The sequence below is a fragment of the Sphingobacterium sp. UBA7249 genome (assembly GCF_002472835.1).
In the GTDB taxonomy this organism is placed as follows: Bacteria; Bacteroidota; Bacteroidia; order Sphingobacteriales; family Sphingobacteriaceae; genus Sphingobacterium; species Sphingobacterium prati.
The window spans coordinates 213759-228821 of the sequence record NZ_DKST01000001.1; the positions used below are offsets into that span (position 1 = coordinate 213759).

At 42.5% G+C, this 15063-nt stretch carries 7 protein-coding genes; all 7 read right to left on the reverse strand.

Annotated features, from left to right (window positions below; genetic code table 11):
* Position 1: 1 nt before the first annotated feature.
* Positions 2–3133, reverse strand: coding sequence for a SusC/RagA family TonB-linked outer membrane protein (locus tag B4A24_RS00810; RefSeq protein WP_293941385.1), 3132 nt, complete (start codon positions 3131–3133; stop codon positions 2–4).
* A gap of 289 nt (positions 3134–3422) precedes the next feature.
* Complete coding sequence (locus tag B4A24_RS00815) at positions 3423–4928, reverse strand: RagB/SusD family nutrient uptake outer membrane protein (RefSeq protein WP_293941388.1); 1506 nt, start codon at positions 4926–4928, stop codon at positions 3423–3425.
* Positions 4929–4932: 4 nt separating this feature from the next.
* Positions 4933–8106, reverse strand: coding sequence for a SusC/RagA family TonB-linked outer membrane protein (locus B4A24_RS00820; RefSeq protein WP_293941391.1), 3174 nt, complete (start codon positions 8104–8106; stop codon positions 4933–4935).
* A gap of 194 nt (positions 8107–8300) precedes the next feature.
* Entirely contained in the window at positions 8301–9299 is a 999-nt protein-coding gene (locus B4A24_RS00825; RefSeq protein WP_293941394.1) for a polysaccharide deacetylase family protein, read from the reverse strand.
* Positions 9296–10033: a hypothetical protein gene (locus tag B4A24_RS00830; RefSeq protein WP_293941397.1), complete on the reverse strand. Its 738-nt coding sequence runs from the start codon at positions 10031–10033 to the stop codon at positions 9296–9298. Before B4A24_RS00830 ends, B4A24_RS00825 begins: the two co-directional genes overlap by 4 nt.
* Before the next feature lie 2 nt (positions 10034–10035).
* Positions 10036–11862, reverse strand: coding sequence for a RagB/SusD family nutrient uptake outer membrane protein (locus B4A24_RS00835; protein WP_293941400.1), 1827 nt, complete (start codon positions 11860–11862; stop codon positions 10036–10038).
* Between the two features lie 11 nt (positions 11863–11873).
* The gene (locus B4A24_RS00840) at positions 11874–15056 is read right to left on the reverse strand and encodes a SusC/RagA family TonB-linked outer membrane protein (protein WP_293941402.1); all 3183 of its coding nucleotides are present in this window, start codon (positions 15054–15056) and stop codon (positions 11874–11876) included.
* Positions 15057–15063 lie beyond the last annotated feature (7 nt).

Below are 15063 nucleotides of genomic sequence, written 5' to 3' on the forward strand. Positions count from 1 at the left end.
TCTAAAAACTGATATTGACTCCGATTACTGCTCCTCTTATGGTAACAGACGAGCCTGCTTGTGTCGTATTATTATTGTAGCTTGATAGATCCGGATCCAAGAAATCTACTTTTGAATACAACATCGCAGGATTCATTAGCTGTGCATAAACTTTAAAATTACTGATACCCAATCGCTCTAACTTTGCTTTTGGAAAATTATAACCCAAACTCACGTTCCGCAACTTGATAAATGATCCATCACGGTAATTCATGGAAGAATTCTTAGGATCTGCAACATCAATACCATTCGATCCCGGTTGATAATATTCTGCATCTTCGTTGATTCCAGGGATAAAATAATCCAATTTACGCATCATAAAGCGTCCGCCTAAGGTTTCTGCTCCGGCATTGATCGTCTGTCCCCAGCGTGAAAAAATAAAGAACGATAAATCAAAGTTTTTGTACGTAAATGTATTCATAATACCACCGGACCATTTTGGACGATAAGATCCCAAAATTTGTCGGTCATAGGTTGGATCTATTTTACCATCAGGAACACCGTCTGGGCCACTAATATCCTTTACACGAATTTGTCCTGGATTAGCACCGTACTGTTTAGCTTCTTCTGCTTCGGAAGTCTTCCAAATACCATCATAAACCAGATCGTAGGGAACAGATATTTGCTGGCCAACAAACAACTTATTATTAACATCTTCTGTCCGTCCATTATTCAATTGCAAAATTTTATTTCTATCCATTGACCAGGTTAAGGTCGTATTCCACTGAAAGTTGTCATTTTTAATATTGACTGTATTCAATTGAAAGTCAATCCCCCAACCGGAGGTTTTCCCGACATTGGCCCAAGTACTCGGATAGCCTGTTACAGGATTTAAAGTCATTGCGAACAATAAATCGTTCGTTTTCGTTTTATAGAAATCCAATGCACCATTGATACGATTATTAAAAAATCCATAATCGACCCCAATATTGTATTGGGTTGTACGTTCCCAACCCAATTCAGGATTTGCCATTTTTTGAGGGTTCGCAGCAGAAGGATCTGATGCGACATAACCGGAACTCGAATTGTTTGCACTCCAATTGTAAAAATTTTGCGTCAATCCGCCCTTTGTACCATAGGCACCAATTGCAGCGTTGCCAACAACCCCTGCGCCTACCCGTAATTTTAATGCATTAATAAATCGAGCATCTTGCATAAAATCTTCTTGGTCAATTCGCCATGATGCAGCAACAGATGGAAATGAGCTCCATTGGTGACCAGGTGCCAATACCGAAGATCCATCCCAACGCACAAAGGCAGTTAACATATAACGGTCTTTATAGCTATAATTAGCACGGACCATATAGGATTCCATCTGTCTTTCCTCTAGTCCAGTCCCCCAAGTGCCGACCAAGCCACCAGAGTTAATATTATACCATAATTCTCTTGCACTGTAAACATCCGTCGCTTTCATATTGCTTGATTCAGAATTATACTTGGACGAACTCTGTAATAAGGTAACGCCCAAATGATGATCTGTTCCGAAGTCACGATCGTAGTAAATTAAATTATCCAAGGTCCAAGAGAGATTCCGATTAGTCGAGTAGGTCACCGCATTATTGCCGTCACCATTAATTCCTTCGGCTGCATTGGCTAAACCCAAACGGTAATATCTAAACTCGGGTCCGAACTGTATCCGATATCTCAACCCTTTCAATGGCGCATAGATTTGGCCAAAATCCAATTGGCTAAAGAAGCTACCATTGGCCCCGAACGTCTGACGTTGATTGGTATTATTTGTCAGTTCATTAATCGGGTTAATAATATTTACTTCTCCTGCCGCGGGATTACGAAGGTAGTTCCCGTTTTCATCGTAAGGTACCGACCATGGCAACATACTACGCAAGGCTGAATAATAATCACCAGCACCGGTTACGGACTTAGAAAAATTATATCCATAGTCTTGATCGGAGAAAAAGGTATTTAGTGAAGCGCCCATGGTAAACCACTTCGTCGGAGTCGCTTCAAAACTTACTTTTGAGGTATATCGATTAAATTTTTGTCCTGGTTGCGTTGCATCCTGCTTGAGATAGCCAAATGAACCATAGCCTTTCGAATTCTCTCCGCCACCAGAGACACTTAACGTATGTTCTGTCGATAAGGCATTTTTACGTCCAGCATCAGCCCAATCGTAATTCCCGACAAGACTCGGATCCCAAACCGTATTATTGTTGGTCCAACCTTTAGCAATATTAACCCAAGAGGCTGGGACTTTAGACCATTTATCATAATCTTTCTTGTAGTCAGGTGTTGTAGTACCGAAATTTGCCAGACGGGCATAATCTAACCACTCAGCGGCATCCATATACTCCGTTACATCATACATCTTTTCGAATGTCGCTGTACCAGCATAATTTAACAATAAACGACCTTTTTTCCCTTGTTTGGTCGTAACCAATACCACACCATTGGCTCCTCTAGATCCGTATACGGCTGTTGCAGAAGCATCTTTTAGAACATCGATGGTTTCTATGTCGCTCGGATTGATATTGTCAATTCCGCCGGCCTGCAATACCATCCCATCAACCACATAGAGTGGTCCCTGATCTGCATTGATGGACCGTACCCCCCTAATTCTTATATTACCGGTTGTACCTGGCCGTTGATTCGATGTAATATCCACACCCGCAACCTTGCCTTGCATCGCCTGCAACGCATCTTTTACTGGCATTGCTTTGAGCTCTTTTTCCCCCACACTAGCAATCGAGCCCGTCACATCTTTCTTTTTCATGGTGCCATAACCAACCACAACCACTTCATCCATCACATCAACCCTTTGCACTAGAACCACATTGAAGGCATTTTGACCACCAACGGAAACCTCTTTGGCTTCATAACCAAGACTTCTGAATGTCAATGCATCAGATGAAGCTGCATTGATCGTAAATGAACCGTCGGCATTGGTCTTTGCCGTCATGGCTTTTCCTTTCACCTGTACGGTCACACCTGGAACAGGTGAACCTTTTTCATCGCTAACCTTTCCAGTCCTTGTTGTTTGAGCAAATAAATTCAAGGTGCACAGCATCGCCATTAACAGCAAAAAAGTGTACTTCTTTACATGATGATCAAACCCAATTGTTAAATAGTTTATCATTAAAGTATTATTTAGGTATTATTTTATTTTTTCCTCTTGTTGATCTTCGGTAGTGAAAATCCTTTTTCATCGTACTGAATTAACGAAAAAGCTTTACGTTTTTTTTCGTTAATTCCTTAATCGGACTGACTTAAAAAAATGGTAATCAGGATTCCTCTTAGGTTTATAATGATGGCTAAAAATAACAGGATGATTTATAATAACCATCCTGTTCAATCCTGTAATTAGCTGGCGCCAAAAATAAAAAAATCGCCCTTAAATACTAAGGGCGATGCAATTCATTCAAATATTAATATCCGGGATTCTGTGTATACAAGCCCGGGCTATTGTCGAGTTCGGACTGTGGCACGGGGTATAACACATAATTTACGTGAAAATCTGACATCTGCTTTGCCACGTCCTCTTTCGTAATCCAAGCCTTCATGACAGATTCTACCGTACCATTACGGATAAGATCAAACCAACGCAGTCCCTCACCAATAAACTCCCGTCTCCGTTCGTCCATCAGCTGAGATTTAGTTACATTCGCTAACTCTGTTGTCAATCCAGCGCGTTTTCGAATTTGATTAACAACCGCATCCACATCCGTCGTTGTAGAACCAGAAGCACCATTCAATACACATTCCGCTTTTAATAGCAATAGATCTGTATAACGAAACACAATGTAATTGATGGGCCAATCGGTTCGGCTCGCTGGTACTTTCGTCACATCAACAAATTTTTTAACGAAAGGTCTATTTTCGGCAACTTTATTGTATACAAATCCCTCTTGGATACAAAAAGATCTCCGCATATCATCGGCGACATAAGTACTCATAAAATCATTTGATACTGGTCGAATCGTCAGCCCACCTTGCGTGCCCAATCCAAGCGAATTGAACCAATTGTCAGGTACTAATACCCAAGGAAAAGTAGAACCAACAATCGGATTCGCTCCACTAGCATATTCAATATTAAATATAACTTCCTTGTTGCGTTCTTTATTATAATCGAATATGTCGGTATACTTGTCCAATAGGAGAAACTCGTTACTGGCAATAATGTCATTGAATTGTTCGACTGCCTTTCCCCACTCGTTACTGTTCAATCCAGCTCCTTCTACACCTAAAGTAGGTCCTGATCGCGTCATATAAACCAATCCCAACAACATCTTTGCGGCATATTTATTGGCATGACCTCGGTCGGCCTCAGCATACCCACCTGGCACCGGTAAAGTTTCCACTGCTTTATTGAGATCGCTGATAATTAACGCATAAATATCTTCGACTTTACTGCGCGGAATTGTTTTGGCTTCCTGCGCCGAAACGACATGATCAATCAAAGGAACCTTCCCGAAGTAACGCAGCAGATCAAAATATAGAAAAGCACGCAAAAACTTGGCTTCACCCTCCATCCGATTGCGCAATCCCTCATCTGTAATCACAGACCCACCTTTGGATTGCAGCTGCTCCAAAAAATTATTTACGCGAAAAAGCACATTATAATTCGTATACCAAGCTTCTTGCACATAGGGATTACTCGCAATCGTCTTATGAAAACTATTGATCCCTTCCCAATCACGTACTCCACCATCCGAGATGGCATATAAATTGTCCGAGCGGGTTTCGGAAAGATTCATCAAGCGATCCGGGTACTTTTGGAGGCCATTGTATAAGGCATTTACGCCCTGCACAAAATCATTTGTTGTCTGAAAAAAAGTTTCAGAGGTTGCATCTGAAATGGGTTGTTGATCCAGATCCATTTTACAGGACCCAAACAATCCGAATAGCAACAAAAATATAGTTAGTTTTTTCATGATTTTAAAAATTTACGTTTAAACCAAAGGTGATTGTCTTCGGAATCGCTAAACCGCCATAATCTCCAGCTTCTGGATAGGTATCGCTTCCGCTCAGATTGGTGTTGGACGACTCAGGATTGACACCACCATCATATTTGTCTTTCCCCCAAAAGTTCTCCAAAGTCATAAACAGGCGAACCATACTGAGTTTAGATTGGCTGCCCAACTTCATATCTTTGATATTATATCCTAAGGTTATATTACGCAGTCTCCAATAGTCCGAAGAATACAACCAATCGGTATTTTTAATACGTCCGAACGTCGAATAGGCCTTCCCAACTCGTCCATCGCCCGGATCTTCTGCTGAGCGCCAACGATCCCGATAGAATCCGAGTGCATTGTCCGAAGCTCCTTGTCCCGTACGTCCCAGTGCTCTACCCAACAAAGAATAAATGTGCCCACCATTTTGCCCTTGGAACATAAAGCTCAAATCAAAGTTTTTGTATTTAAAATTATTGGTAATACCCCAAACATAATCTGGATTGGGGTGCCCGACAATAACACGGTCATTGGCATCAATCACACCATCACCATTGGCATCGACATAACGTGGATCTCCGGCTTTCTCATTACCAAATAATGCAGCTCCATTGTCAATATCTTGCTGACTCAATACGCCATTCTGTTGGACTACATAGATACTATATAGCGGCTCACCAACGCGTAAGAGACTATGCTGTATATCGAAAGAAGATGGAATCAATAAATCAGTCTGACCGCCATCCAATCTAGTTATCTTATTGGCACTATGACTGATGTTGAACGATGTCGACCATGAGAAATCCGCTTTTTTCATGTTATGCGATGTAATTTCCAAATCCCAGCCATTGCTTTTTAGTTCGCCCGCATTGTTTAAGTAAGATCCAAATCCGGTTACATACATTGCGGGAACATTCAGCAAAAGGTCACTACTTTTCCGAGTATACCAATCAAAAGATCCGGCAACTCGAGAACCGAAAAGCCCGAAGTCCAATCCAACATCGTAAGTACGTGATTTTTCCCATTTTAGATCCGGATTCGCAATATTCTTAGGTGCTTGCCCCGGAACAGACTTATCATTTCCAGCATAGTTATAGATTCCCAGCAAGGGAATACTTTTATAATCGTCAATATTATTGTTACCAGCCGTACCAAAACTACCCCGCAGTTTTAAATCGTTGATAAAACTCAACGATTTCATAAAATTTTCGTCCGACAGACGCCAACCCAATGAAAGAGAAGGGAATAAACCCCACTTGGTATTGGCACCAAAGCGGGAAGAGCCGTCTCGCCGAAGACTTGCCGAAAATAGATACTTTCCATCAAAGGCGTATTGGACACGACCGAAATAGGACAATAAAACACTTTGTGTTGCCCCTGTTGAAGCAACAGTAGCCACAGCACCATTCAAAGTTTTAATGGAACTATTGATATACCCGTCTTTCGAAGTAATCGATGAGGTTTCTAATTTGTCGAAATTATAGGCCTGCCCTACCAAAGCCGTAATATCATGTTTCCCGACATTGATAGTGTAGTTCAGTGTATTTTCGTTGACAAAGGTCTGTCTACGGTATACACTGTTGGAACCATAGGTTGCCTGATTTGGATTTGTAAGCCTATTTGCTAAGGATCCCCCAATCGTATACGGTTCAAACCTATTGCTCCGACTATCGGTTTGATCCAAATTGACGGTTGTTTTAAAAGTCAACTGATCCAGGATATGATATTGCCCATAGATAGTCCCCAGCAAACGCGAGATTTTATTTTCGCCCAGATAGTTTTTCAATTTAGCAATCGGATCGTTAGTTGACACACTCCAAGGATACTTATCATTGTCAAGTACATTCACCGTCCCGGCAGGATTATCTTGCACAGGCGACATCGAGTAAATCTGATGCATGATATTATCTTTTCCCTCGACACCTGGATCATTACCAATGGAATAAGAAGGCGCTAAATTCAAGCCAAAACTTAGCTTTTTATTGGCCTTCACCTCCACATTGGCACGCGCTGTATAATTTTTATAATTCAGGCCATGCACAATCCCCTGCTGATTCATATAATTCCCCGAAACATAATAATTGACATATTCTGTCCCACCCGAACCGGTGACTTGATAATTCTGTGTTATTCCCTTACGATAGGCCTCGTCTTGCCAATCAATCATATAAAGTCCCGGATGTCCCGGCTCCAGCCATCGATCATCATACATAAATGAAGTATTATAGGTGCCCTCCTTCAGTCCTAATATCTTGCGACGCTCTTCATTACTCTGGCTGGCCAATCTGCCTGTACCCGACGCTACCCATTGGGCATTGATCATTTCAATTTGGCGATCGATCCATTCTTCTCCATTGAGCATATCCAGTTTGCGGTACGGCGACGAAATACCCACGTAAGAGTTTAAACTTAGTTTTGCTTCGCCGGTACGTCCACGTTTGGTGGTAATCAACACAACACCATTGCCTGCACGCGATCCGTAAATTGCCGCGGCCGCGGCATCTTTCAATACTTCGACCGATTCAATATCATTTGGATTCATATTATCCAATGGATTCCCGGAGGAATAACCTCCAGATGTATTTGTTTTCGCATTTTGCAAAGGAAAACCGTCCACCACATATAGCGGTTCTGTACCTGCGGAGATCGACCCCGAACCCCGGACTTGCACACTGAGACCTTTGCCAGGGACACCCGTCGATTGTTTGACCCGTACCCCCGCAATTTGTCCAATCAAGGCTTGGTCAACACGGGCTATTGGACGTTCATCCAAATTTTCAGCTTTAAATTTAGAAACCGGAGCCGTCAGATTTTTCTGTTTTTGCGTACCATAACCAATGACAACGACCTCATCAAGCGATTCTTGTTTAGGTGTCAAGTTCACTTGTAAAAACGAGAGGTTAGCTACATTTAGGGTTTTAGTGAGGTATTCTATCGAAGTGAAGGTAATTTTATCCCCTGGCTTGGCAACGATACCAAATTCACCATTTTGATTCGTTGTTCCACTACCTTTGCCGTTGACAAGGATAGTCACTCCGCTGATAGGTTGACTTTTATCGTCAACAACTTTTCCCTTCAGCAGTTCTTGAGCATATAATACCTGAGTCAAAGCCAACTGGGCCATTACTACGGTACCATATCGTAAGATATTTTTCATGGGTTGAAGTTTAAATTGTTATTTGTGATTTATATCGGTAACTGGAAGTTATGATATCCCTTTAAACTAACTATCCTGAACTTACAGGCTCCTATGTATCCAGTCTGTTACAGAAACTAAAAAGCCCCATAATGGAGCTTTTCGTAATCATTATTTTTTTTCAATGTAACAGGTTCATTTTCTTTTCAATCCAGTTAAAGTTCAATATAAACTTCTTGCCATGGCGAAAAATTGACCAGCCAAGTCCGATTGACCGTCCACACATACAGCAGCTTGTCACCTTGTTTGACGATCGGCCTTTTCGCCGATTCACCCTGAATCACCATGGTCAAATCTTCCTGAAATAAGTTCCTGTCTAACGGCAGATGCGGTACGATACGATAGCCTTTTTTCAATTTTTCAATAGTCAAGGTGGTGCTATCCCTTTCCTTGACATAGGCGGCAACCTGTACAAAAGGTGCTATCCAGATTCGATCCTTCATCTGAGCGACCTTTTCCAAATGTCGCCATAAGATCCCCGCATCCAGAAAATGATCATAACCGTACGTAATGCCATGTGTCATCGTCACCCCCCATTCTCCTGTTGTCAATAAATTTTCTACCCGCTTATCCAAATTCAAATCGGTACTCTTGCTCCCAACCGAAAATTGTGATAAGCGCGTTGCCACTCGATTTTTTGAAGCTAAAACAATCGCCTGCTCGTTCTTGGAGTTGCCCGGATAACAAAATGTTTTCGGCCATATGCCTAGATTTTCATAAATCGCACTGTCATTTTTCAACAGTTCGTATTCTGCTTCGGAGACCGAAAGTTTAGCTATATTGCGATGCGCCCAACCGTGATTCGATATCTCATGCCCCACCGCTCCCATAGCTTTCAATTCGGCCCAAGTCACCCGAGTGGTATCTTTTATATCTGCATGATCGGTATTCACTTTAGATCCATTGATCCAGAAGGTGGCTGTCAGCCCAAGCTGGTTTAGGCGTGGCACCACTATCGTCGCATGTTCCCGTAATCCATCATCAAAGGTATAACTGATGGCACATTGCCGATTCCCTTGGTATTTAGCGATCTCAAATTTCAGCTCCTGTGCTTTTCCTATCTTTACCGAACATAATGCGATTACCAATGGTATATATAATTCAAGACTTCGAACCAATTGCTTCATCTCTTTTCTATTTGTATGTAGGATCATCGTTTTACTGTAATATCTTTTTGCTGCCGAAATAAATTACCATACATATCCAAACCTTCAACAATAATGCGATAGGTTCCCGGTTCATCGGAAGTAAAGAACTGAAAACTTGTCCTACCTGACTTATTGACCACGATACTCGGTTGCGTAAATGTCACATTCACATCCGTATTGACGATCGGCACTTGCGCAAAGGCCCTCAGTTCGAGCTGGTAGCGGCCACCTTGTTCATTCGGTTGCCAAGTCGTCTGCGTAAAGACCTGGTCAGATCGGCCATTACCGATTGCCAAAGTCCGGTCAAAGAAATAAATAGCTTCATCATTCCGCATCCAATTGGTATATGCCCGTAATCGGTAACTACCCTCGGTCAGGGTATCCGGTAATGCGATGTCACCCACACCTAAGCCATTATACAAAGGTATTTTAATCAGTTTTGCTCTTCGCTGATCGGCGCCAATCAATTCGACATAGGCGACCTTACTTCCGTTGGACAATAGGTTTTCCAGACCAACGGTACAATAGATCTTAAACCAGATCATCTCGCCGGCGACATAGCTATTTTTATCCAAATGCAGGTACAGTTTTTCCTGCAAACGTACTCCCTGCGCCTGTTGTACCCGCTTAAAAAAATCACCAGTCTCTTGTGCCTTTCCCGACACAAAAAAGCCAGCGATCAATAGCAGTAACGAAACTGATCTTTTGACCGCTGGCGATATGAAAGAACGGATAAACAATTCTATTTAATTTTAAATGGTAAATACCAATTTTTGGGATCCATCAATTTGCTGCGCACAGCTCCCGCCTTCGGGTTATTGGCTTTCAAGAGTTTTTCGTAGACTTTATCTGCTAAAAATGCTGGATCGTTACGGCGGCGTGCAATACGGGTTAAGTCAGACCAACGCTCGCCTTCGAATGCTAATTCGTACGAGGATTCTTCAATGAGTTTATCCTCCAGATCCAGCTTCGGAACATCAAACTCCATCATCATTTGACCATAACCATTCACCGTCCCCGGTGTGTAAACGACACCGGGAAATTTCCATTCTGGCATTGTTGCTCTTCCCCTGACGCCAATACTCCGGTACCAGACACCGCGGGCAAGACTGGCATTATCACGTGCATCAAAATAATATGGTGAAGATTTGGGGTAGGTCACCCGATCCAAACCAAAACCTTGATGGGTAATCTGCGATTCCAACTCAAAGAAACTACTTGCCGCTACGGTACCCAAACTTGTAAATGCACCATAATAGAAGGTTCTGATCAATCCCCTATTGGCTAATGCAAATGCCAATCGCCCCTGGCCATCTTGATTGGCAGCTTCGGCAAATCTTAGATGTGCGCCTGCTGCACGATTGATATTCCATCGGCCGCCTTTGTTGAGCAGGTTTAAGACGTCAGTCGAATTATCGGTAAACTTTGTGATTACAGGCTCACCATCAGCGGCAATTTCGTACGATAACTTCCCCCTGGGATCCCAAGGAATACCGTTGCTATTCGTCTGCGAATTCCATTCATCCATAATTTTTTGGGATGGTCGTAACTCGTATTTCCCCGTTTTGGAAAACAACGCGATAAAAGGATTACCCGGCGCGAAAGAATTACTATACGGTATCGACCAGTTCCACTCCGAATTCCAAATTTTGTTGGTATTGGGTAGCGCAAACATACTGCGCCAGCCTTCTGAGACCGAGTTAACAAGCGACGAACCCTCTTGCGCCCGAGCAAAATTTACGGTAAAATTGTAGGGACCAATCCGATTTCCATTGTACAAATACTCAATATCCGTATTGTTATCTTCGGCCGAAAGAATCTTTTTATACCAGTAGGCGGCCTGATAATAGTCACCTTTCCACAAGTAGAGTTCCCCCAATACATGCGACTTATTGACAAATACCCGTTGGGTATTGGCCCCATCTGTTGTAAACACCAAGCTCGATCCTGTCGGATAAGCATAGGCTTCCATATAAGGTAAGTCTTTGGTATCCTGAATCAAGGAGTCGATCAAATTGTCAAAATTGGTTTTTGGATAACTTTCCAACGCTTTGATCTGCTTGACATCATCAATCGTTGTTTTCACATAGGGTACATTTCCAAAATGCATCCCCAATTGCAAATACAACCAAGCGCGTAAAACTGCGATGTCCGAATAGCGCTGATTGAAATCCGCATTACTCAATTTACCGCTGCTCTCCATAATCTTGAAATTTTTCAATGCATCGTTGCAATTGAAAATAATCTGGTAGAAAGCTGTCGGATCGGCATAGGGATTATCCGTTCCGGCTTCATGGTTGGAGATCTGCTGCAAATAGGGATTCGCATTCGCCGTGACATCGATCAAATCGGCCCGTAATTCATTCAGAATGACATAGCGATCACCCAAAGTCGCCACTTGCCCATAGATGCCCAATACCGCGGCATCGGCATCTGCCAGCGTATTATACGTTTTCGAACTGTCTAATTTATCCTCAGGTAAAAAGTCCAAGGCCTTTTTACACGATGAGATTGATACAATACAGGCCATTGTCGCCCATATTAATTGTTTTTTATATACTTTCAACATGCTGCTGCTTATTACAAACCTAAACGAAGTCCTAATTGGACAGATCTAACCAATGGTTCCAATGTCACATCAATACCTTGATGATAGACATCAGCAGATTGTGCGAATTCGGGATCATACCCCAAGTACTTACTGATGGTAAACAAATTATTGGCCGTTCCATACAGACGCACATATTTGATGATCTTTTTATTGACTGGAATACCGTATTCAACCGAAATTTGACGTAGACGCAGGTACGATCCATCCTCGATCCAACGATTTGAAAAACGACTATTGCCCATTGGATCATTATATGTCGCTTTAGGCACATCCGTCACTTGTCCTTCCACCCGCCACCTATTCTGCAAAAGCTCCGTCTGATTGTAAAAGGTACTGCCCGATTCAAGTTGTGCACGGGTATAATTATAAATATCATTGCCCACGCTAAAAGTAAACAAAGCCCCAAATTTCCAATTTTTATACGTGACGGTATTGCTCAGCCCTCCAATCAAGTCAGGATTGGGATCACCAATCACGACGCGGTCTTTAGCGTCAATGAGTTTGTCGCCATTGCGATCCGCAAACTTGGCATCTCCCGCTGTAAAAGCAACCTTATTGCCTGCGGCATCCACAACTGACAAACCTGCTGTCGAAGCTTCTGCGTCAGTACTGTACACACCTTCGAACTGGTAGCCATAAAACGCATTCGGCGCACCACCGGTTTCGGTAATATAGGTAGCACCCGCATATTGGCTAAAACTCGTTTCCGGCATACTCAGCATACGGCTTTTATAATGTCCCAAATTGATACCCGCATCCCATTTAACAGGACCGTTGATAATACGACCGAATACACTCAGGTCAATCCCCTTGGTTCGCATTGAACCATTATTGTATAAATAGTAGCTGATCCCAGATACCGTATTGCCCGGATTATAGGCCAACATATCCCGTGTGGTGTTTTGGTAGATATCCACCGTTAGATTCAGGCGCTCCTGAAACAAGGCCAAATCAAATCCTGCATTTATTTTCTCCACTTTTTCCCATTTTAAATAGGGGTTGGCGACTCCATCGCGGACTAATCCCTGCACGCCCAAAAAGTTCTGTGACACATAGTTTTGCCGTGCATCATAGTTACCGATATCATCATTACCTACCAAACCATAACTCAAACGCAACTTCGCCAAATTAACTTTGCTGCTATTCTTTAAGAAATCCTCATTGGATAATACCCAGGCACCAGCCACTGCCGGAAATAACCCATAGGTTTTATCCGCAATCCGAACACCCGCACTGACCTGATCGCCAAAACGGGAAGAGCCATCCATGGCGATAGATCCATTAAAAATATAACGATCTTTCCATGTAAAGTTGGCCAATCCATATCCTGTCATATTCGCCCATTTGCCGATATTACCACCATAAGTACGCGATACTGCTGTCGAGTTACCGATACTTACCAACTGGTCGGTGGCTGAGTTATACCCCAATGCATAGTCCTGTTCCGAATCATGTTTGTGGTACCGGATCCCGCCAATGGCTTGTAGTTTACCTGAATATCCAAAGTCTTGCTTATACTGCAAACGTAAATCATTGGAAATGGAATAATACCGCGCTACTTGCGTCCCCAATCGACTGAATACTTCGATGTTGTTGATCGTGTCCTTTGCTACGCCCTTCTTGGGAATAAAAAAATTCTCCTGTGCTTTATCATAGGTTACGGTGGTTAGGTTACTTAATTTAAACTTGTCATTAAACTCATAATTAAAAACCAAAGACCCTAGTAGACGGTACGCTTTTTTATTATTAATACCATTATGAATAATCTGCATCGGATTGGAATAACCAAAATAATCTGCATCGGCATAGTTTGGCGAGACAGTTCCATCCGAAGACACTTCATTGGTATTTAAGATCGGTGCTTTGATCATTGATAAAAACAAAGGATTTGTCTTTGGTGAAAATCCCTGATCTTTGAGATTTTGCTGTCCATAACCAATCGAAATATTACTTTGTGCCGTAAATTTTTTTGTCAATACCATATCCCCATTGAAACGTGCCGTATAGCGGGTCTGCGATGTTTGGTCTATAATCCCTTTTTCGTCATTATACCCAACCGAAAGCGCATATTTCGCAATATCATCCCCACCCGTTACTCGCAGGTAATAGTTTTGATCAATACTGCTTTTGAGCACTTCTTCTTGCCAATTGGTCTCATTGTGGTACACGGCATAATCTTCAAATTTTGGATTATCGTTATTAAAGGGCAAGGCTGCAATTTCAGTTCCGGTATATTTACTCGTTGCCAGTACATCATTGAGGTAACTACGATAGGCATAGGCTCCCATTACCGGCAAGCTTTTCGGGCGGAAATTATAGCCCGTATTGGCTTGCAAATCGATCTGCGTAGCAACCTCCCTTGCGTGATTAGTATTTATCACCACGATACCGTTGGCCGCCTTTGCACCATAAATCGACGCCACTACCGCATCTTTCAACACAGTTACATTCTCAATATCACGTACATCGATATGTTGCAAAGCATTGTTCAGGTGCCCTGTCGTAATGGAGGGAGACAAATGCTCAGCATTGTATACTACTCCATCTACGATATACAAGGGTTGGTTGTTGGTATAGAGCGATGATAATCCGCGTATATTAACGTTGGCTCCGATACCCGGTGTCCCTGAGCGGCGTACGACATTGACTCCTGCCATCTTCCCCTGCAAGTAACTGCCTACTGTTTCAGAATTTTCTTCCCAAGCATTGAACTCCAATTTATCCACAGCACCGCCACTAGACAATACATCATTATCGCCAAAAACAGTTGCTGTTGTCTTATAAAGCGATCGATAATCTGAGGGATACAGCGTCACGCGTAGTTTTCCATCTTTCAGGATCGGAACCTGTTTTGGGATGTAGCCATCCATAGAGACTTCTACAACCGCAGTCTTTACTGGAATGTCCATCGAAAATTCACCTTTGGAATTAGTCAATTTAGCCACATTTTTCCCATAGGTTACCCGTGCTCCAGCAATTACCTTATTGGTTTTACTGTCATAAACCGTACCCGTTACCTTATATTGTGGTCGCGAGATCGTTGTCGCCTTTTTTACAGTAGAATCATTCTCTTGCGCCCATGTGGCTTGTCCCCCTAAAGTCGTGAGCAACAAGATTAATCCTAACTTACTATTCACTTTATTAAAAATCATCTTTGTC

Bases quoted from the DNA above. Each gene is read 5' to 3' on its own strand.
- B4A24_RS00835 (WP_293941400.1), bottom strand. From the start codon at position 11,862: ATGTTGAAAGTATATAAAAAACAATTAATATGGGCGACAATGGCCTGT.
- B4A24_RS00820 (WP_293941391.1), bottom strand. From the start codon at position 8,106: ATGAAAAATATCTTACGATATGGTACCGTAGTAATGGCCCAGTTGGCT.
- B4A24_RS00825 (WP_293941394.1), bottom strand. From the start codon at position 9,299: ATGATCCTACATACAAATAGAAAAGAGATGAAGCAATTGGTTCGAAGT.
- B4A24_RS00840 (WP_293941402.1), bottom strand. From the start codon at position 15,056: ATGATTTTTAATAAAGTGAATAGTAAGTTAGGATTAATCTTGTTGCTC.
- B4A24_RS00815 (WP_293941388.1), bottom strand. From the start codon at position 4,928: ATGAAAAAACTAACTATATTTTTGTTGCTATTCGGATTGTTTGGGTCC.
- B4A24_RS00810 (WP_293941385.1), bottom strand. From the start codon at position 3,133: ATGATAAACTATTTAACAATTGGGTTTGATCATCATGTAAAGAAGTAC.